The 19,497-nt window shown below is 64.6% G+C and carries 17 protein-coding genes and 1 tRNA gene; 9 read left to right on the top strand and 9 right to left on the bottom strand.

What is annotated here, in order from left to right; all coding sequences use genetic code 11:
• Window positions 1-115 precede the first annotated feature (115 nt).
• Window positions 116-1,069, top strand: coding sequence for a DUF5996 family protein (locus tag K3136_RS07575; RefSeq protein WP_221429740.1), 954 nt, complete (start codon window positions 116-118; stop codon window positions 1,067-1,069).
• Window positions 1,070-1,072: 3 nt separating this feature from the next.
• On the opposite strand, the gene K3136_RS07570 is transcribed toward K3136_RS07575, so the two are convergent.
• The gene (locus tag K3136_RS07570) at window positions 1,073-1,810 is read right to left on the bottom strand and encodes a GIN domain-containing protein (protein WP_221429739.1); all 738 of its coding nucleotides are present in this window, start codon (window positions 1,808-1,810) and stop codon (window positions 1,073-1,075) included.
• A gap of 124 nt (window positions 1,811-1,934) precedes the next feature.
• Between K3136_RS07570 and K3136_RS07565 the strand changes: the two genes are divergently transcribed.
• Window positions 1,935-2,543 (top strand): DUF4126 domain-containing protein, encoded by a 609-nt coding sequence (locus tag K3136_RS07565; protein ID WP_221429738.1) that lies wholly within the window; start codon window positions 1,935-1,937, stop codon window positions 2,541-2,543.
• Between the two features lie 4 nt (window positions 2,544-2,547).
• Here the strand turns inward: K3136_RS07565 and metW are convergent, their stop codons facing one another.
• Complete coding sequence (gene metW, locus K3136_RS07560) at window positions 2,548-3,132, bottom strand: methionine biosynthesis protein MetW (RefSeq protein WP_221429737.1); 585 nt, start codon at window positions 3,130-3,132, stop codon at window positions 2,548-2,550.
• Window positions 3,129-4,217 carry a homoserine O-acetyltransferase MetX gene (gene metX / locus K3136_RS07555; RefSeq protein ID WP_221432263.1) on the bottom strand — a complete coding sequence of 363 codons (1,089 nt, stop codon included), beginning with the start codon at window positions 4,215-4,217 and terminating at the stop codon, window positions 3,129-3,131. The genes metW and metX overlap by 4 nt, the downstream gene beginning before the upstream one ends.
• 88 nt (window positions 4,218-4,305) lie before the next feature.
• On the opposite strand from metX, the gene hisC reads away from it, so the two are divergent.
• Window positions 4,306-5,385, top strand: a complete 1,080-nt coding sequence (gene hisC / locus K3136_RS07550) for a histidinol-phosphate transaminase (protein ID WP_425594345.1) — start codon at window positions 4,306-4,308, stop codon at window positions 5,383-5,385.
• On the opposite strand, the gene K3136_RS07545 is transcribed toward hisC, so the two are convergent.
• Genes K3136_RS07545 through ftsE form a run of 4 tightly spaced genes read right to left on the bottom strand, consistent with a single transcriptional unit; the run spans window position 5,382 to window position 8,251 of the window.
• Entirely contained in the window at window positions 5,382-6,062 is a 681-nt protein-coding gene (locus K3136_RS07545) for a lysophospholipid acyltransferase family protein (RefSeq protein ID WP_221429735.1), read from the bottom strand. The two genes, hisC and K3136_RS07545, sit on opposite strands and share 4 nt — an antisense overlap.
• 4 nt (window positions 6,063-6,066) lie before the next feature.
• Window positions 6,067-6,597, bottom strand: a complete 531-nt coding sequence (locus K3136_RS07540) for a YdcF family protein (protein WP_221429734.1) — start codon at window positions 6,595-6,597, stop codon at window positions 6,067-6,069.
• Window positions 6,594-7,526 (bottom strand): cell division protein FtsX, encoded by a 933-nt coding sequence (locus tag K3136_RS07535; RefSeq protein ID WP_221429733.1) that lies wholly within the window; start codon window positions 7,524-7,526, stop codon window positions 6,594-6,596. Before K3136_RS07535 ends, K3136_RS07540 begins: the two co-directional genes overlap by 4 nt.
• Complete coding sequence (gene ftsE / locus K3136_RS07530; RefSeq protein WP_221429732.1) at window positions 7,523-8,251, bottom strand: cell division ATP-binding protein FtsE; 729 nt, start codon at window positions 8,249-8,251, stop codon at window positions 7,523-7,525. The genes K3136_RS07535 and ftsE overlap by 4 nt, the downstream gene beginning before the upstream one ends.
• Before the next feature lie 160 nt (window positions 8,252-8,411).
• On the opposite strand from ftsE, the gene K3136_RS07525 reads away from it, so the two are divergent.
• The 3 genes from K3136_RS07525 to K3136_RS07515 all read left to right on the top strand — a co-directional run bounded on the left by K3136_RS07525 (window position 8,412) and on the right by K3136_RS07515 (window position 10,904).
• Window positions 8,412-9,251, top strand: a complete 840-nt coding sequence (locus tag K3136_RS07525; RefSeq protein ID WP_221429731.1) for an MJ0042-type zinc finger domain-containing protein — start codon at window positions 8,412-8,414, stop codon at window positions 9,249-9,251.
• 118 nt (window positions 9,252-9,369) lie between these two features.
• Window positions 9,370-9,456, top strand: a tRNA-Leu gene (locus tag K3136_RS07520).
• Between the two features lie 101 nt (window positions 9,457-9,557).
• A complete protein-coding gene (locus K3136_RS07515; protein WP_221429730.1) occupies window positions 9,558-10,904 on the top strand; it encodes an NfrA family protein in 1,347 nt (448 codons plus the stop codon).
• Here the strand turns inward: K3136_RS07515 and K3136_RS07510 are convergent.
• Entirely contained in the window at window positions 10,869-12,272 is a 1,404-nt protein-coding gene (locus tag K3136_RS07510; RefSeq protein WP_221429729.1) for a patatin-like phospholipase family protein, read from the bottom strand. The two genes, K3136_RS07515 and K3136_RS07510, sit on opposite strands and share 36 nt — an antisense overlap.
• A gap of 131 nt (window positions 12,273-12,403) precedes the next feature.
• On the opposite strand from K3136_RS07510, the gene K3136_RS07505 reads away from it, so the two are divergent.
• Window positions 12,404-14,023 carry an FAD-binding oxidoreductase gene (locus K3136_RS07505; protein WP_221429728.1) on the top strand — a complete coding sequence of 540 codons (1,620 nt, stop codon included), beginning with the start codon at window positions 12,404-12,406 and terminating at the stop codon, window positions 14,021-14,023.
• A gap of 10 nt (window positions 14,024-14,033) precedes the next feature.
• On the opposite strand, the gene K3136_RS07500 is transcribed toward K3136_RS07505, so the two are convergent.
• Window positions 14,034-16,811 (bottom strand): phosphoenolpyruvate carboxylase, encoded by a 2,778-nt coding sequence (locus tag K3136_RS07500; protein ID WP_221429727.1) that lies wholly within the window; start codon window positions 16,809-16,811, stop codon window positions 14,034-14,036.
• A 236-nt stretch (window positions 16,812-17,047) separates the two neighbouring features.
• Between K3136_RS07500 and mtnP the strand changes: the two genes are divergently transcribed.
• Window positions 17,048-17,920, top strand: a complete 873-nt coding sequence (mtnP, locus tag K3136_RS07495; RefSeq protein ID WP_221429726.1) for an S-methyl-5'-thioadenosine phosphorylase — start codon at window positions 17,048-17,050, stop codon at window positions 17,918-17,920.
• Entirely contained in the window at window positions 17,917-19,446 is a 1,530-nt protein-coding gene (gene glpD, locus K3136_RS07490; RefSeq protein ID WP_221429725.1) for a glycerol-3-phosphate dehydrogenase, read from the top strand. The genes mtnP and glpD overlap by 4 nt, the downstream gene beginning before the upstream one ends.
• Window positions 19,447-19,497 lie beyond the last annotated feature (51 nt).

Here is a 19,497-nt window from a genome sequence, read left to right as displayed (position 1 = left end):
GGCGGCGGCAATCCACTACGGACTGCCGCCGCCGTTTTGCGTATGGGAGCAAAGCGCCCGGTGGGGCGTAGGTCAGGCAGGGCCAGATGTGCTTTCGGCCCATGAGAGAAATGCCATGACCCAACGCTGGCCCGCGCTCGATTTCGCTGCCGATGGTCCGGTCATCGAAAGCCTGCACGCATACCTGCAGGTCGTCGGGAAGCTGCCCACCCGAGCACTGCCCTGGTGCAACCATAGCTGGCACCTCGCTCTACGCGTCGTACCGCGCGGCTTTCGCACCTACCCCGTCGAAATGCCCGGCGGCGAGGCGGAGGTGATCTTCGATTGTCTGTCGAGTGCAGTTGCTGTCGAGACTTCGACGGGCTTTGCCGACGGCTTCGAAGTGACGGGGCAAAGCGTTGCGCGCTTCCACCGACAGCTTGCCGAATTGCTCGATCTTGCCGGGGTGACGACCGATATCTCTGGCGCGCCCAACGAGGTCGAGACAGCAATCCCGTTCCACGAGGACACTGCCGACCGCACATGGGACCAGGCGGTGCTCGCCCGCATCCACCGCGCCTTCTCCGACGCAAATCGCGTTTTTGAACGGTTCCGGTCGGGCTTCGTCGGCAAGTCGAGCCCGAGCCACCTGTTCTGGGGCAGTTTCGATCTTGCAGTAACGCGTTTCTCCGGCCGCGAGGCGCCGTTGCACCCCGGCGGCTTTCCCAACTTGCCCGACCGCGTGACGCGCGAAGCCTATAGCCACGAGGTCGCCAGTGCCGGTTTCTGGCTGGGTGGCGGAGGCGTCGAGGAGGCTGCTTTCTATGCCTATGGCTATCCGACGCCTGAGGGGTTCTCGGATGCAAGGGTGGAGCCGGAAGAGGCCTCCTGGCTCGCCGACCTCGGCGAATTCGTCCTGCCCTACGAGGCGGTCCGGACTAGCGACGACCCTGAGGGCGCGCTCATGGCGTTCCTCGAGAGCACCTATGCCGCCGTCGCCGACAGGGGCGGCTGGCCGCGCGAGACACTCGAAATCCCGCGCGGCGCATACGGCAAGCCTTACGATGTCGAGACCTTGCGAAGGAGTTGAGGCCTAGCGCTCCCTGATGTCGCCCGAGCCGGTGTGGTTCAGGATTTCGACGTTCTTGGCCGAGAGATAGAGAATGTCTCCCGAACCGTTGTTCCACGCGGTGAGATTGCCGACTTCGGAGGCGATGATGTCACCCGAGCCGCTCACGCGCGCGTCGAGATTTCCCACCGGACCGAAGGCAATGTCGCCCGAGCCGTTGGCATCGGCATCGACGCTGCCGATGGCGGAATTCGAAAAGTCGATGTCACCCGATCCGCGGGCGAGCGCCTTGAGCGAGCCGAGCGAGCCTTCGAAGGTGATATCACCCGAGCCACTGCTTTCGACATCAAACCCTTCGGCAGCCCAGCCCTGGATCTCGATATCGCCTGCGGAAGGGCTCTCGATCCGGGCAAGGGAAGGCAGCGAAAGATAGACGTTGAAGGGATTACGCGTGGTGTAGGTGCCTTCAGCAAGGATCGTCAGCCTGCCGCCATCCTGTTCGACTATGATGAAATCGAGCAGATTGTCATCGGCCTCGACCGTCAGCGAGGGCTCGCCCATCGTCAGCACCACATTCACCGGCGCGGAGAGCACGAGCGTATCGGCCGCCTCCACCTCGCGCTCTTCCTGCGCGATGGTGCCGGAGCCGACCGTGCGCTCGCCCACCCAATTCGCGTCGTGCGAGTTATAGGTGTGGCTGCAGCCCGCCAATGCGAGGCTGGCGGCGCAGCAGGCGAGCAGGGGTTTGAAAGAAAACGGCATCTGCCTCTCCGTATTAGTTGTGTCACACACCTCATAGCCAGTGAGCGCCCCATCGATCAATCGGCATTTGTCGAGCCTGGCAAGCAGTTGGACGAGTGCGCAAAAGACGCGCATAGTCAGGTGCATGGGCATCATGGAAATCATCGGGGTAGCCGGAAGTGTCAGCCTGCTGGCGGGCTGGCGGCTCTACCTGAGCATCGTCGCCACCGGTCTCGCCATGCGGCTCGATGCCATTCCGATTCCCGAACACCTCCAGAGCCTAGATGTGCTCGCCAATCCGTGGATCATGGGTATCGCGGCGATTGCTGCCGTGGCGGAATTCTTCGCCGACAAGGTGATGTGGCTCGATAGCGCATGGGATGCGATCCACACCTTCGTGCGTCCCCTCGGGGGTGCGCTACTCGCGCTGGCGATCATCGATCCGGCCGATCCGGCAACGCAGGTCGTGGCCTTCCTTCTCGGCGGCGGCGCGGCCCTGACGGCGCATGCTGGCAAGGCCGGCGCGCGCGGTGTCGTGAATGCCAGCCCCGAGCCGGTCAGTAATATCGCCGTCTCATCGGTCGAGGATGTGGCGACCATCGGCCTGCTCTACCTCGCCTATGAATTTCCGGTGGCCGCAGGCGTCATCGCGCTGGTCCTGCTAGGCTTCGTGATCTGGCTGATCTGGCTGGCGCGCAAGCTGGTGCGCGGGTTCTTCCGGCGCGGGAACAAGGCAGAGCCTCCACCCGGCTGACGGCTCAGCGGCTGAGCTGGAAGACGGCGAATTCCGCGCGCCAGTTGGTCCCGCCGGTGACCGGCTTTCCGCTCGAGAAGAACCACTCGCGCTCGATCTTCGCGCCCTTCTCGCGGGCGAGTTCGCGGAAGTCTTTCACGGTGACGTGGTGGATATTGGGCGTCTCGTACCAGCTTACCGGAATGGCCCTTGTGACCGGCATCTTCCCGCCGAACATCAGCGCGGAACGGGTGCGCCAGTGCGCGAAATTGGGAAAGCTGACGAAGGCCTGCCGCCCCACCCGCAATAGCTGGTCGAGCATCAGGTCGGGCCGTGTCGCAGTCTGCAATGTCTGGCTCAGCACGGTGTAGTCGAAGCCCTTGTCCGGATAGTCGGCAAGGTCGCGGTTCGCATCGCCCTGAACCACCGAAAGCCCCTGCGCCACGCAGCGTTCGACACAGGCACCGTCGATTTCCATCCCGCGTGCATCGACCTGTTTGGTGTCGCGAAGGTTCGCCAGCAGCGCGCCGTCGCCGCAGCCGATGTCGAGCACGCGGGTGTCGGGCGCGATCGCTTCGGCAATCGCGGCAAGGTCTGCACGCAAGCTCATTCGATGAAGCCTTTCACCACGCGGTCGAGCGCGGGCACGTCGAGCAGGAAGCTGTCGTGGCCGTGCGGCGCGGATAGCTCGACGAAACTGACCGCTGCCCCTGCCGCGTTGAGCGCGCGCACCACGTGGCGGCTTTCGCTGGTCGGGTACAGCCAGTCGCTGTCGAAGCTGACGAGGCAGAAGCGCGCATCGGTTCCTGCAAAGGCATTCGCGAGCTTGCCGCCATGCTCTTCGGCGAGGTCGAAATAATCCATCGCGCGGGTGATGTAGAGATAGCTGTTCGCATCGAACCGCTGCGTGAAGCCGGTACCTTGATAGCGAAGGTAGCTTTCGACCTGGAAATCGGCATCGAAGCCGAAGCTCTTGGCGTCCCTGTCCTGCAGATTGCGGCCGAATTTCTCGGTCAGCGCCTCTTCGGACAGATAGGTGATATGCGCCGCCATGCGCGCCACCGCGAGCCCGCTGTCGGGTGCTTCACCGCCGTAGTAATCGCCCTGGTTCCAGCGCGGATCGGCCATCACCGCTTGGCGCCCCAATTCATGGAAGGCGATGTTCTGCGCCGAATGGCGGCTGGTCGAGGCGATAACGAGGACGCGCGCGGCACGTTCGGGCCAGTTCGCTGCAAGGCTCAGCGCCTGCATTCCGCCCATCGATCCCCCGACCACCGCATGCAGCGTTTCGATCTCGAGCGCATCGAGCAGCGCGACGAGGCCGCGCACCATGTCGCGGATGGTGATGACCGGAAATCGCATCGCATAGGGCTTGCCATCGGAAGCCGCGCTCGCCGGGCCGATCGAACCCATGCAGCTGCCGATCACATTGGCGCAGATGACGTGGTAGCGATCCGTGTCGATCGGCTTGCCGGCTCCGACCATGCGCTCCCACCAGCCCGGCTTGCCGGTGACGGGATGTTCGCTTGCCACATACTGGTCGCCGGTAAGCGCATGGCACAGGAGGATGGCGTTCGAGCGATCCTCGTTGAGCTCGCCATAGGTCTCGTACGCGAGCGTTGCATCCACCAGCTCGCCCCCGCCGTCGAGCGGCAGCGCTTGCGCCAATGTCAGTGTTCGTGATGCCCCGGCCATATATCTGCGCTCTAGCGCCACGACAGGTGCTTGTCGAAGGGCGGTTTTTATTTCATGCGCCGAAGCCGCAATGGCAGACAAACCCGCAATGAAACCCTGGATCGAAAAGATCCACGCCTACGTCCCCGGCAAGAGCAAGGGCGCAGACGGCCGCGAGCTCATAAAGCTGTCGGCCAACGAGAACCCGCTTGGATGCAGCGAGGCGGTGCTGGCCGCGCTGGCAGAGCCGGCAGGACCTGCGCGCTATCCCGATCCGGACTCCACGGCATTGCGCGCAAAGATCGGCGAAGTGCATGGGATCGACCCGGAGCGGATCGTCTGCGGAACCGGCTCGGGCGAATGCCTCCACGGCGCAGTGCAGGCCTTTGCCGGGCCGGGCGACGAGGTGCTGTTTTCGCGCTATTCCTTCTCGCTTTATCCTTTGCTCGCTCACAAGGTCGGGGCCAGTGTGGTCATGGCGGAAGCGACCGACTACGCGCCCGATGTCGACAAGCTGCTGGCGGCGGTCACCGAGCGCACCCGCGTGGTCCTGCTCGACAATCCGAACAATCCGATCGGCACCTTCCTGCCGCGTGCCGAGGTGGAACGGCTGCACAAGGGGCTGCCGGGCGACGTGCTGCTGGTTGTGGACCAGGCCTATGCCGAATTCCTGGATGAGGGAGAGGATGACGGCGGCATGGCGCTGGCCGCTGCGCACGACAACGTCCTCGTCACCCGAACCTTTGCCAAGGCGTATGGCATCGCTGGCGAGCGGGTGGGCTGGGCGACCGGTGCGCCGCAGCTGGTGGATGCGCTCAACCGCTTGCGCGGCGCTTTCAACGTGACGGCGAGCGGCCAGCGCGCCGCGCTTGCGGCCCTCGCCGACCAGGCTTTCGTGCAGACTGTGCGCGATGCCAATGATGCCGCGCGCGCGCGGTTCGTCGAGCAGATCGAAGCACTGGGCAATTCGGGTCTGCGCGCCCTGCCGAGCGAGGCCAACTTCGTGCTCGTGCTGTTCGAAGGCAGGCTGACCGCCGAGGCAGCGCTCGCCGCTCTGGCGCAAGGCGGTTACGCAGTGCGCCACCTGCCTGGCCAAGGCTTGCCGCATGCCCTGCGCATCACGATCGGCACGTCGGAGCAGATGGAGCAGATCGCCGCGATCCTGCGGGAAGCCGCCGAAGCCGACTAGTCGTTCAAGGCATTGATGGCGTCGAGCACGCGGCTCTCGATTTCCTCACGCGGGAGGCCGGGCGGGATCGGTTCGCCAAACCGGTAGGTGATGGTGCCCGGACGCTTGAGCCAGCGATGATAGACCGGGCCGCTCTCGACCGCGACCGGAATCACGGACAGGCCGAGCACCTTGTAGAGCCCGGCAAACCCTGCCTGCAGCGGCCGCCGCTCGCCATGGGGCACGCGCGTGCCTTCGGGGAAAATCACCAGCGGGCGGCCATCGGCCACCATTGCCTTGGCGCTGCGGATCATGCCCATCAGCATCTTGGCGCCCTTGTCGCGTGCCACCGGGATCAGGCCATAGGCAAGCGCGGCGCGGCCCCATCCGGGGATCGAGAACAGCTCCTGCTTGGCGAAGACCGAAGGGCAATCGAGCAGGTTCGGCGCATCGATCGCCTCAAAGAAACTCTCGTGCTTGATCGCGTAGAGAGCAGGTTCTCCATGCGGCTCGCCTTCGATGACGACATCGGCGCCGATGATATGCTTGAGGCACCAGCGCTGCCACTGGCCCCAGTTGCGCACGCGCCGGCGGAAGGCAGCCAGCGAGAAGGGCGCGCTGGCCAAAGAAGCTGCGGTGATCAGGAAGGAGCCGAGGTAGAACGCCGGATAGAAAGCGATATTGCGCAGAAAGATCATCGCGTCAGTCCGGCAGCCCCTGCGAGATCTCGGAAGCGAGGAGCTTGTTGTATTCGAGGAAGAGCGTGCCGAGGTCGGGGTGCGAGACTACGGCGTCCCTCACGATGGTCGTGCCTTCGGGCAGCGATCCCGACACTTCGGAATAGGCGCGCGCCATGTGCCAGTCGGTCGTCACGAGGCGGACCGAGGTGAATTCCTTCTCCTTCAACCACTCCGCAACTTCACCGGCATTGCTGCGCGTATCGACCGCGAGGTATCCCAGCGTGACACAGCAGTTCATCGTGCGGCGCGAGACTTCGAACTGTTCGGCAAATTCGGCCGGCTTCACTTCCGGATCGACGCCGGAGACGAACATTTCCTTGGCGAGGCCGCTTTCGACCACTTCGATCCCGCGGTCGATCCGGCCCGCTCCGCCGGTCAGGACGATGACCGCATCGGTCTCGGTCTTGGCTGCAGGCGCGGGCAGCGACACCGCAAAGGCAAGGAAGCCGAAGGCGTAAATCAGGAAAAGGGCGGCGAAAAAGCGCAGTATCACAGCATTTTCCGCAAGGCTTGGATGACCGTCATGCGCGCGGTGTAGACGGCAATTCCGACCGCGAAAAGCGGGACTAGCGCAAGTATGGCCCAATCGAGCGCAGAGAGTGACCCTCCTGCAACCATTCCGGAATCGAGCGCAGCGAACCGGCGCGCCATCAGCGTTATCGCGAGCGCTCCCGTCACAAGGCCGAGCATCCCGCCCGCGACGGCATCGAACAGGATCGAACGCTGGAAGACGCGCGCGATCTGGTCATCGTTCCCGCCCAGCAAGTGGACGATCTCGATCGTATCGCGATTGCCGCCGAGCACATTGCGCGAAGCCAGCCAGACGGCCGCAGCGCCGGTAAAGGCGAGCAGGAATATCATGGCGAGTGCCATCCACTGGAGCGCGCGCAGGGCCGAGAGAACCGGCGCAAGGAACTGCGCCTGGCTGTCGATCCGCGAACCGGGTGCCGCATCTTGCAGCGCTGCCTCGATCCGCTGGAGCTCTGCCGCGCCGGTGCCATCGCGCAATTCGACATCGATCAGCGCCGGAAGGGGCACGGCCTCCATCCCTTCGCCCCCGCCCAGCCATGGTTCGAGCAATTCGGCGACTTCTGCTTCGGGCACCGCGCGGAAGCCGACGACTGCCGGATCCTGGGCAAGCAGGTCGACCACGACTGCTGCCTTGGCCTGCCGGGCATCGGCATCGGGCTCGATCACCTGCACGGTGGCGCTGCCTTCGAGATCGCCGCGCGCGCTCGATACCATGTTCGACAGGGCAAGTGCGCCGCCCGCCGCCAGCACGGTGAGCGCGACCATGACCGCGATGACCCACGGTATCGGTCCGCCGAAACGCGCCTTGGGCAGCAAGTGCGCGGCGCGGCGGCCACGGAACGGAGCGAGGCCGCGATCGACCGCGCTGCCGATTGTCGGGGGACGCTTCACGATCCGCCTCCGCCGCTGCGCCGTGGCGGATATTTGAGCGCGCCGGTAGGGTCGAGCAGGCTGCCCTTGCTCAGCCGCATGATCAGGCTGTCGGGCACCTTGCGCAAGAGCTGCAGGTCGTGGGTCGCGACAACCACGGTCGTACCGAGCCGGTTGAGTGCCTCGAACAGCCGCATCAGTTTGAGCGCCATGTCGGGATCGACGTTACCGGTCGGCTCGTCGGCCACGAGCACTTCGGGCCTGCCGATGACCGCGCGGGCAATGGCGACGCGCTGCTGCTCGCCGCCCGACAGCGTCGCAGGACGCGCATCGGCGCGGTTCGCCAGCCCGACCCATTCGAGCATGTCTTCGACCGGTCCGCGCAGATCGGCCTCGCGCACGCCCGAGACGCGCAGGGGCAGGGCGATGTTGTCGAAGGCCGAAAGGTGGTCGACGAGGCGGAAGTCCTGGAACACCACGCCCATGCGCCGGCGATAGGCAGGCAGCTTGTCGCGCGGCAGGGTGATTACGTCGCGCCCGAACATGCGGATCGCCCCTCGCGAGGGGCGCTGCGCAAGATAGAGGAGCTTGAGCAGCGAAGTCTTGCCTGCGCCGCTTTCCCCGGTGAGGAAGTAAAAGCGGCCCGAAAACAGCGTGAACGAAATGTTCGAGAGAACCTCGCGCTCGGTTCCGTAGCGCAATCCGACGTTGTCGAATTGCACGATATCGCTTTCATGCGTGCTCATCGGCGGGTGTTTGCCGGGCGATCGAGGGAAATATGGGCGGCCATTTTCGTTATTCGGGCCTATAACCGCGCTTCGGTGTGGAAAAAAGCCAATTGGGGCTTTCGCACACAGCTACGCCGCTTGTCGTGATTCGCTGGCCCCGATAGAGCTTTCATTCACCATGATTATCGCATGCCCGGCCTGCAGCACCCGTTATGTCGTGCCCGACAGCGCCATTGGCGTCGACGGAAGAACCGTGCGCTGCGCCAAGTGCAAGCACTCGTGGTACCAGGAAGGCTCGAGCGCGGATGACGTGATCGCGAGCGAGGCGGCAGTTGCCGAAGCCGCACCTCCTCCCCCGGCCCCGCCTCCGTCGCCGCCTCCCGCTGCTGTGGAAGAAGCCGCTCCACCGCCTCCGGCAGAACCCGAAGCGCGCCAGCCCGCCAGTGGCTGGACCGATTTCGACGAGCGCATGCCGCCCTCTTATGACGAGCCGGTAGAGCGGGAGCCCGATTTCGATGCCGCGGCGGACGAGCCGATGCACGAGGACGACCTCGTCTCGCGCTTCGACCATGCGCCGCCCTTCGGCCCGCGCCGCAACACGCTCAAGCTGTGGACCTGGGCAGCAGCGATCTTCGCCCTGCTGGCCGCAGGGGCTGTCGTGGCGATGTCGCAATTAGGTACGCCCGACTGGTGGCCGGGCGAAAAGCCGATGTTCGGCGCAGCCCAGCCCGACCTGGAACTGGATTTTCCCCCCGACCAGCAGCGCTGGCGCGAGCTGGAAAACAAGACCTGGATGTTCACCGCGCGCATCGAGATCACCAACAAGGCCCGCGAATCGCGCAAGGTGCCGCCGGTCCTGATCCGCATGGTCGATGAACGCGACCGCCAGCTTTACAGCTGGGTCGTGCAGCCTCCGCAGCCCACGCTGGCCCCCGGCGAGACGATCACGATCGACGAAGCGCGCACCGATGTGCCGCGCGCGGCGGTCTATGCGGAAGTGGGTTGGGCACCGCTCTAGGGCACTTGCCTGCAAATAGGTGCTTGCCGCCTCGCAAAGCTGTTGCTAGGGGCGCGCTCCTACCGGCGGGAGCCAAGCTTCTCATGCATGTGAGATTCGCTTCCGATGCAGACTGTGTGCGGTCGTGGCGGAACTGGTAGACGCGCAACGTTGAGGTCGTTGTGGCCGCAAGGCCGTGGAAGTTCGAGTCTTCTCGACCGCACCAACAGTCCCCTGACCGGGCCGATATCTCCAAAGACAAATCAGGCACTTGCGCGCGCTGCGCGCTTGTTGCACCCTTTCGTGTTCAACGGGTGGGGAAAGTGAATGCGCATAGCCGCGGCGGGCATGCTGGTATCCTTGTGCCTTTCGGGCGCAGCGCTGGCACAGGACAGCTACGCAACCGATCCCTTCGAGGATTACCGCGCCGGCAGGTACGAACAGGCGATCGCCGGTGCCGAAGCTGCCCTGGAAAACGATTCCGAAAATCCGGTCTGGTTGGCGCTCCTCGCCGAAGCGCGTGCGCAATCGGGAAAGAACGAGGCTGCGGCGGAGGCGTTCGCGAGCGCTGCCCGCTTCGAAACCGATCCTGCAAAGCGAAGCTATTTCCTGCGCGCACAGGCGCTCAACCTTGCCTATTCGGGCGATGACGCCGGCGCGCGCCGGGTAGTGGACCGCGCGATGGCCGACCCCGCGCTGCACACCCGCCAGTCGCTCGACTGGGCGATGGTTGCGATTGCTGCGGGAGACGATGCCGCAGCACAGGACATCCTCGATAACGAAGCGCTTTATGACGGGTTCACCCGGCAAACTGCGCTTGATGCAGCATATAGCGCGAAACGCCGCGGGCTTGATCGCAGGGCGGTGCGGTTCTTCGAGAGAGGCCTCGCGCTCGACAATTCCGAAGACCAGCCATTGTCGCTGCATCAGCGCGAAGCGATCCGGCGCGAGAATCGCGAGCTGTCGCGCGACTGGTCCTTCCTCGCGCAGGCAAGCTACAGCACCGCAGGCCGTCCGCCTGGCCCCGTCCTCCTCGATGACGAGGAAGCCCTGCAGATCGGCGCGGAAGTGTCGAGGCGCCTTGGCGGATGGCGCAATGGCAGGCCGTTCAGCGTCTTTGCGCGGGCCTATTTCTCCGATTTTGAAAGTGGCGCCACTGCCGCAAGGCACGCCGCCCAGGGCTGGATCGGCCTGCGCTACAAACCGCTCGCATCCGTCAATTTCAACCTGGAGGCGAGCAGGCTCGTCGGTCTCGACGATCAGGGTCTCGACGACTGGTCGTTACGCGGTGCGATTTCGGGCGGAGCCGGGCTGGAGCCGGAGATTGCGGCTCGCGACTGGACCTATGCGCATTACTATGCCGACGTTTCTTACCTGTTCGAGCACGATACGACCTACGCGCTGGCCGAGGGGCGGTTTGGGCGCGCGTTCCTGCTCGACGAAGCTTCCACCACGCTCACGCCTTATGGGCTGCTGCGCGCGGATTTCGACAGCGGGCGGTTCGATGAAGAGGCCTTGGGAGGAGGTGTGGGCCTTTCGCTGCGCCACTGGTTCGACGCAACCGATACAGTCGCGCACCGCGGCTTCGTCGATCTCGATCTCCAGTTGCGCGAGCGGCTTGCGGGGAGCGAGCGGGCCTCAGGCGTGCTGGTGTCGGTGACCCTCGGCCGCTGAGCGCGCGTCCAGCGTCGCCATCTCCCACCAGGGACCGCCCTCGCGCTCGACCTTGTGACGGCCGAGATCGCGCAGGCAAGCCATGAAGCCCGGCTTGAACATCTCCGATTCCTTGCTGCAATCGGCGTGATCGCACTGGCAGTCGAAGGAATCGTATCCGTCGGCTGTCGTCACCCAGATGCGGCCATGCGGATTGAGCAGGCGCAAATTGGCGATCGCGCCGATCTCGCTTTCATTGACGAGCAAATCATAGCCGCGCTGGCCATTGGCGAGCGGGCCGTCGTTCATGTCGAGATCGGGATCGGGATGCCGCACCGTGGGGCCGTTGCGCACCACGAAGAAATCAGGCGTGACTTCTTCCTGCTCGTTACCGGAAGGGTTGGAGTCTTCGGGCTTGCCTGCCTGTCGGCGGACCTCGTCATGCATGGCTTCCATCGCCCTCTCGAAGAAGACCGATCGCCGCACACCGCCATCGTAAAGCGAGCGGTCGCCGTCCTTGCATTGGGTCACGCGCAACTGCTGGTGGAACACGGGCATGGCGGAGGACGCCATGGTCGCGGCACACAAGGCATCGACCGCGCTTTCCCAGTCTGGCGCATCGCGTACGAGGCCGCGCACGTCGACATAGTGGAATAGCCCGCAATGCGCTTCCACGAAGCCGATGTAGCCCGAGATCGAACTGTCGCGGATCGCTTCCAGCATGGTGGCATCGCCGTTTTCGAAGACCGCATTGCGGATACGCTTGCGCAAGGGGCCGGTACCCGCCTGCGCGCCCCGCAGCAGCATCTGGAACATGCCCTTGTTATCGACGACGTCGCTTTCCTTGGCGGGAGAATAGCCCCATTCGAGACGCTCCATCGCATAGCGCCGCGTTTCTTCCTTCGCTTCCTGGTCGAGCGCGACCATCAGAAGGATCGTCTGCAGCGATCCGGTGGAGATGCCGGTGATGATGCGCACATTCTTCATCGCCAGCCCGTTGGCGCTGCGGTCGTGGAGGGTCTTGAACAAGCCTGCTCCATACGCTCCCCACTGGCCGCCGCCCGACAGCATCAGGATTTTCTCGCGCTCGCTATCGGCAGCGAATTCGGCCACGGGGCGTGGCGCGCTCTTGAGCGCGGGCGCAGCGGAGCGGGTGACCATTTGCTTGAAGTCCGCGGCCATCGGGTCGGGCTCGTTGTCATGGTGATCGATCACTGCATCGCGCTGGATATCGCGGACGAAGCGGTTCGGGGCAGCGTGATGCACATGGTCATGGAAATGCGCGCAGGGAATTTCCTGCGGGCCCCAGTTGAGCCATTTCCTCAGCAGCAGGAATGCCACGACCAGCGCGGCGATGGTCGCGATAGCAATCAGGATCGTCTGGAACATGCTTCCCCCCTAGGTTCACCTTCCACGCGTCGGTTTTAACCAATAGCCAAGCGGAGGGAAGGCGGTATTGGAGAGCGACGACATTCGCATGAGGGCACGGGGCGAATGACGCAGATGGGGGAGATCACGCTATGACCGAGGTCAGGAAGCATTTCGGCGGGGGGTGGATCAACGAACATCGCTCGATCGCCAAGCTGCATCGCCGCAAGGCCGCGCTGCACGAGACGGCGGGCGACAATGTCGCGGTCGAGCTTGCCGCACGTGCGCAGGCCCTGCAGGATTTCATCCGCTCCGAGGCGGGCAAGGACCGCGAGCTGTGCGTGACAGGATCGGGCTGGTCGCAAAGCGATCTCTACCACAACTTCTCCACCCTCATGACGACCGACGATGACGAAGGCATCTGGGAGCTACCGGCCGAGGCATTCCGGGAAGGCGTCGACGGGCGCCGCCGCTATGTCATGGTCACCGGGGGCACCAAGATCCACGCGCTGATGGACTGGCTCGGGCGGAGCGGGCGCGACCTGTCGCTACGCACCGCCGGTTCGCACAAGGGCCAGTCGCTGGCCGGTATCGTGGGTACCGGCTCGCACGGCTCGACGCTGGATGAGACCGGCTGCGAAACGCATATCCGCGGCATGATCCTCTCTCGCGGTCACGCGCGCGACCTGTGGCTGGGCTCGCCCGATCACCAGGTTTTGCGCGACGAGTGGATCGAGCAATTCGCTTCTGTCGGCGACAGCGCGATGTTCGCCGATGCGCTGGTGCACTTGGGCGGCATGGGCTTCGTATCGGCCTATCTGATCGAGGCGGTGGACGAGTTCTATTGCGGTCTCATCAAGCGTGCGCGCGTCCTGCCGGACAACTGGTTCGAACTGGTCGAACAGGGCCGCTTTGCCGAGGCGATGGGAGAGATCGCGGATGATGCCAAGCCGCATTATTACGAGCTGACCTTCGATCCCTTCGATGGGTTCGGGCACGAGGTGTGCGAGACCATCTGGTTCGAATACGAGACCGACGCTAAGCCCGAAAATCTCGGGGGGCAGGTCAACCGCACGACCCTAGAAGCCATCAGCGAAAAAGGCGCGACGGGCCTGATCGGCGTTACCAAGCACCATGAGCCGGAGAACAATCCGCTTCCCGCCGAAGACCTGGAGGGGCGCATTCGCGACCTCATCGACGTGCCGCAACAGATCTTCGACGATTTCAGGGAAAACGCCTGCGACGAGCGCGATACGCCGCGCACGCTCTCTCAGCTCACCGCCGAATGGCATCCGCACCGGCTGATGAACATCCGCGTCGACGTCTACAATGCCGCGCTCGCCGTCCCGCGCGAGCGGCTGGGCGAGGTCATGAGAATCGCGATGGACATGGCCGAGGGCGAGGGCAACATCCGCCAGTTCAGCAAGGACTTCGTCTACACCGTCCGCTTTGCCGAAAAGAGCCCGGCGACGATGGGTTTCCTCCGCTTCGATCACAATGCCATCATCAATATCGACGGCCTGCCGAAGAACTTCATCCTCGGGACCGATGCGCCGCTTGCAGCCGAACGCCTTCAGCACCTGCTGAAGAAGGCGGGCATTTCCTTCTCCATGCACTGGGGCAAGGATGCGCAGATGAACGCCAAGGCGATCCGCGAACAGTATGGCACCAGGGTCGACCGTTACCGCGCCACGCGCGATGCCGTGCTCGGCAACAATGCCGAGGTCTTCATCTCACCCGCGCTCGAACAATGGGGGCTCGGCGAAGACTAGCGCCAGCGATCTAGCCGTGCGCCCCGAACTGGTTGGCGATCGCGGTCGAGATGCGCAGCGCAAGGGCATAGGAATCTTCGATCGGATCGATAAAATCGCGCCGGATCGCGTCATAGCCCTCGCTGCCTGCGCGCGGGTACTCGGCCTTTTCCTCCATCGCGAAATCCTGCGTCATCGGGAAGCTTGCCGGGAAGGCCCTGCGCATCTGGGCGAGCGCTTCGTCGATCCGTAGCGTGAAGACCATCTCCAGCACGTCGCGGCGGCTGATGTCGTTGGCGCGGCTGAAGGCCGGGACCGACACGGCTTTGAGGAACATGTGCTGGAACAGCGCGAGGCGTAGCGACTGGAGCACGCCGATGGTGCGGCGCGCCTGCTCGCGCTCGGGATGCGGGTCCTCGTCGGGCACCAGTTCGAACAGGCGGTGCAGCTTGAGCGCATCGACGCGCAGCCTTGATGCGAGACGGCGGAAGACGCCGTTGCGGTCGTCCTGGATCAAATATTCAGCCAGCGTTTCGCAGGCCTGCGCGAGATGCTCTTCCGTGCCGCGATAGGGGCGGCTGGCCCAATAGGCGGAGTTGAACAGCTCGCCATAGGCGGCGACGGTCTTGATGCTGGCGAGCGCGTTCGAAGCGCGCACATAGCGCATGATCTGGCGTCCGCGCGGGCTTTCGCGCAGCAGCTCGGCGATGTCCTCGTAATTGCTCTCCGCCGCGCTACCGAGCCCTGCGATCAGGTTCACCGGATAGCCCAGCTGCTGGAGGATCGCGTTGTGCGGGATGGCGCGGATTTGGCGCAGGCTCATATCGCGATCGGCGCTGAGGTCCGACTGGCGCCGCGACACGCGGCTACCGGTCGAATTGAGCAGGCCGAGGCCGAAAGCAGTCACTGCGCGGCTGTAGGTCCGGCTTTCGAGATGCGACTGCTGGTGATCCTTGATCGCGCGATAGAAATCGAGGCTGAGATCGGTGCGCCGGTAGAAGAGATCGGTCGGCACGTCTGGATCGGTGTCGGCGGGAGCCAGTTCTGCGATGGTCGAGAGCGTCGCGAGCGCAAGTTTCGGTGTCGCGAAGAACATGTAGCCATCGCCGCCCTGGAAGCTGGCTTCGGGCTCCAGTCGGATGCCGGCACGTGCAAAGCGGCGACGCGCCCAGGGGCTCATCGGCCATTCTAGGCGGTCCTTGAAGCTTGCCGGATGCGCCCCGCGGCCCATGCCTTCGCCATGCGTGTTGAAGACGAGTGCAGCGACATCGGTCATGTCGTTTGCCGCCATTGCGTTCGCCAGGCGGCCCTGCAGGCGTTCGATGGCAAGGCTTGCGGGGATCTGCCCGACGAAGCGGCCGGCATCGGAGAACCCGGTCTGGATCGCCACGCGCCCGCGCTTCCTCGCATAGTCGCGATAGGCCTCTTCCCTGAGCAGCGCATCGAGGAAGCGCCCGCCATGTTCGAGCGCGGTCTCGGTCTCGAACAGCGGCGAAACGTCGACCTTTTCGTCGATCCCGAACAGCTTGGCGAAATAGAGTGCGGAAAGGACGGTTGCAGGCTGTTCGCACTCGGCCACCAGCATCCGGATCGGCGCGTCGGCATCCACGTGCTTGAGGATCTGCGCCATGGCGAGGAACTGGCGGACAGCGGTCGAGCTTTCGACCGCGAGAGAGGCGAAGTTGGCCGAAAGCGGCTGGGCGTTCGAAACCAGCTCGCGCAGCGCGCCGACAGCGCCCTTGCTGCCGAGGTCGAGATCGGCGCCGCCCTCGATCCGCGATCGGATAGCATTGTGGAGCTGCTTGGCGTTCACGCGGAAATGGATGTGGCCCATGCCCAGGCCATCGGCGCGCATGGCGGACGCGAGCGTCTTGAGCGCGATTGCGCGTTCGGCATCGGCAGCGAGAGCTTCTTCTTCCAACTGCGAGACAAGCGGTGCGAGGCTCAGCAGCTTGTCGTCGCCTTCTGCGGTCAGTCGATTGGCCGCGGCGGATAGGTCCGCATGGTCCGACAGGTCGCCGGCAAATTCCTCGGCGCTCGAAGCTGCGCGAACCTGAGCTGCACGCAGCGTGGCGACCAGCGCGTGTCCTGCGTCGATTTCCTCGAGCTGCGCAGCATAGCGTTCGAGCCGCTGGGCCTTTTCGGACAAGCGGAAGGCGATCGAGGTGTACCACTTGATGTCGGTGCGGCCGTCCATGTCATAGCCCACCCAGCTGGCGAAACGGAACGGCAGGGGGTCGAGGCTGCGCCACTGGTCGGGCCAGTGCGACGCCGCGCAGGACAACACGCTGCGATTGATCGTGTCGCGCGCATCCTGCGCATGGGCAAGCGCCCGCATCGCGCGGGTGTGCTCGTATTGCAGGGTGATTTCGGGACGTTCGGCATTCGTCTCGGCTGGAACCGGATCGCCGCCACCGGCAGCCTCGGCCACGGCGTCGGTCTGTTCGGGCGTGAGCAGGAAGGTCGGATGGGCGGTGAAGACGACGTGGAGCTGGGGATGCGACCAGTGATCGCGGAAAGCCTCGAAACCGTCCGAAGGCTTGCAGAATGCCTCCATCCGCCGCGCGGTGTCCTGCGGTTTGACGAGCGTGCACAGCCGGTCGGCCCGCGCCTCGAGCGAACGGGTTTCCAGTTCGCCGATCAGCGAGGCGATGTCGCCGAGCGAGATCTCGCCCGCTTCCAGTTCGCGCGACAGGTCATGGGCCAGCTGGAACACCGGGTTGAACAGCGGCGTTTCCTGGGTGCGTTGATGCAGCTCGCGAAGGCGATGCGTGAGTGTGGCAAATGTCAGCGGCTGCAGTTCCGGCACGGTCCGGTTCTCCCATGGTTCCTCTAATCTACGATGATTGCGCGGCAAAGTGCCGGACGAGTCAACCTCGCACGCTGCATTGCAGCATGAATAGGTTTGCGCATGGCAAATAAGTGCATGCTTTACTTGTGCCTTGGCTTTCTTCACCCCTGCCTGACCGTTAACCCAAAGCGCCAACCCCCCGGTGACATGCCGCGTGCATGGGCAATGGCCGGGGCAATCAGGGGGCAGAATACATGAGCGAGTGGACCATCGGCATCATCGGAGGCTCGGGCCTTTATGCGATGGACGCACTGGAAGACCGCCAGTGGATCGAGGTGACGTCGCCCTGGGGCAAGCCATCGGACAAGATCCTGTGCGGCACCATCGGCCATGTCCGCGTGCGCTTCCTGCCGCGTCACGGGCGTGGGCATGTCCACATACCCTCCAAGGTCGATGCGCGCGCCAATATCGATGCTCTGAAGCGTGCAGGCTGCACCGACATCCTTGCCATCAGCGCGGTCGGTTCGCTGTCGGAGGAACTGGCGCCGGGCCGCTTCGTCGCGGTCGACCAGTTCATCGACAACACCAAGGGCCGCCCCTCGACCTTCTTCGACAGCGGCTTCGTCGCGCATGTCTCGATGGGCGACCCGGTCTGTTCGCGCCTTTCCAAATATGCTGCCAAGGCCGCCGAGAAGGCCGGTGCCGATGTGACCGAGGGCGCGACCTATCTCGCCATGGAAGGTCCGCAGTTCTCCACCCGCGCCGAAAGCAAGCTTTACCGCCATTGGGGCGCGGAAGTGATCGGCATGACCGGCATGCCCGAAGCCAAGCTCGCCCGCGAGGCCGAGCTGCCTTACGCACTGCTCGCCATGGTCACCGACTGGGACAGCTGGCGCGACAGCGAGGATGCCGTCGACGTGGGTGTGATCATCGAACAGATGAACGCGAACTCGGCCACCGCGGTGAAAACCGTCGAGGCATTCTGCAAGGGCCTGCCGAAGAAGCGCACGCCGTCGCCGATCGATACCGCTCTCGACGATGCGATCCTGACCGCGCCGGACAAGCATGACCGCGAACTGATGGCCAAGCTGGATGCGGTCGCCGGGCGGCTGTTCCGCGCGGAATGAGCGAGACCTACGACCTTCTCGTCGTCGGTGGCGGAATCAACGGCGCGGGGATTGCGCGCGACGCGGCCGGACGCGGCATGTCGGTGCTGCTGGTCGAGAAGGACGATCTTGCCTCGCACACATCCTCGGCCAGTACCAAGCTGGTCCATGGCGGCCTGCGTTATCTCGAACAGTTCGAATTCCGGCTGGTCGGAGAGAGCCTGCGCGAACGCGAGATCCTGCTCGCCAATGCGCCGCATATCATCTGGCCGCTGCGCTTCGTCCTCCCGCACCTCAAGGGCATGCGGCCCAAGTGGATGCTGCGCCTCGGCCTTGCGATCTATGACCGGCTGGGCGGCAAGAAGACCCTGCCCGGTTCACACAGGGTGAACCTGCGCGTCGCGCCGCACCAGTCCACCCTCCAGGACGGGCTCAAGTCGGGGTTCGAATATGCCGATTGCTGGGTGGAGGATTCGCGGCTCGTCGTGCTCACCGCGATGGATGCAGAGGCGCGCGGGGCAAAGGTCCTCACTCGCACCGAATGCACCGGGCTGGACCGGCACGAGGATAGCTGGACCGCGACGCTGAGGGACGATGCCGGAGAGCGGACCGTCGCCGCTCGCTGCGTGGTGAACGCTGCGGGACCATGGGTCGATACGGTGGCGAAGACCGCGCTCGGCGCGGGCACGCCAGCACATCTCAGGCTCGTGAAGGGCAGCCACATCATCGTGCCGCGCGCCTATCCGGGCGACCATGCCTATATCTTCCAGCAGCCCGACCAGCGGATCGTTTTCGCGATCCCCTACGAGCGCGACTACACGCTGATCGGCACCACCGACATGCTCTACGAGGGCGATCTCGATTGCGTGGAGATCAGTGCCGAAGAACGCACCTATCTGCGCGAGGCCGTGTCGCGCTATTTGAGGAGCGGCGTCACCGAAGAGGACATCGTCCACACCTATGCCGGCGTGCGTCCGCTTTACGAGGACAAGGCCGCCAGCAACTCGACCGTAACGCGCGACTATGTCTTCGAGGTCGACAGCGAAGGCGGTGCGCCGATCCTGTCGGTTTATGGTGGCAAGATCACCACCTACCGCAAGCTGGCCGAGCATGCGCTCGAGAAGCTCGCTTCGCATATGCCTGTTCCGGGCAGGAGCTGGACTGCCGATGCACCGCTTCCGGGCGGTGACATGGCGGACCGGGACTTCGCGAAGTTCCTCTGGCAGGCGAGCGAACGCCACCCCTGGCTCCCGCCCGAGACCGTCCTCAGGCTGTCACGCGCCTATGGTACACGGCTCGACATGGTGATCGGCGATGCGGGCTCGCTCGGGGAGCTTGGCGAGCATTTCGGAGGCGACCTCTACGAGGCGGAACTGACCTACCTGGTCGATCACGAATATGCCCGCTCCGCGCAGGATGTGCTGTGGCGCCGGAGCAAGCTCGCTCTGCACCTGTCCGAGGATGCCTGCGCGCAGGTCGGGCAGTGGTTCGACCGCAGGTCACAGCCCCCCGCGCCCCAGGGTCGGCCCGGCGTTCACAAAGCTTGAAAGCGCCCTGCTTCGGGTCCAAGTGGCGGGCAGTTCAATTCTAGCTGCTCG

Origin of the sequence: Qipengyuania gelatinilytica (assembly GCF_019711315.1) — a bacterium.
GTDB classification, from domain to species: Bacteria; Pseudomonadota; Alphaproteobacteria; order Sphingomonadales; family Sphingomonadaceae; genus Qipengyuania; species Qipengyuania gelatinilytica.
Note: the sequence above shows the minus strand (reverse complement) of the source record. Positions and strands in the feature narration are given on the sequence as shown.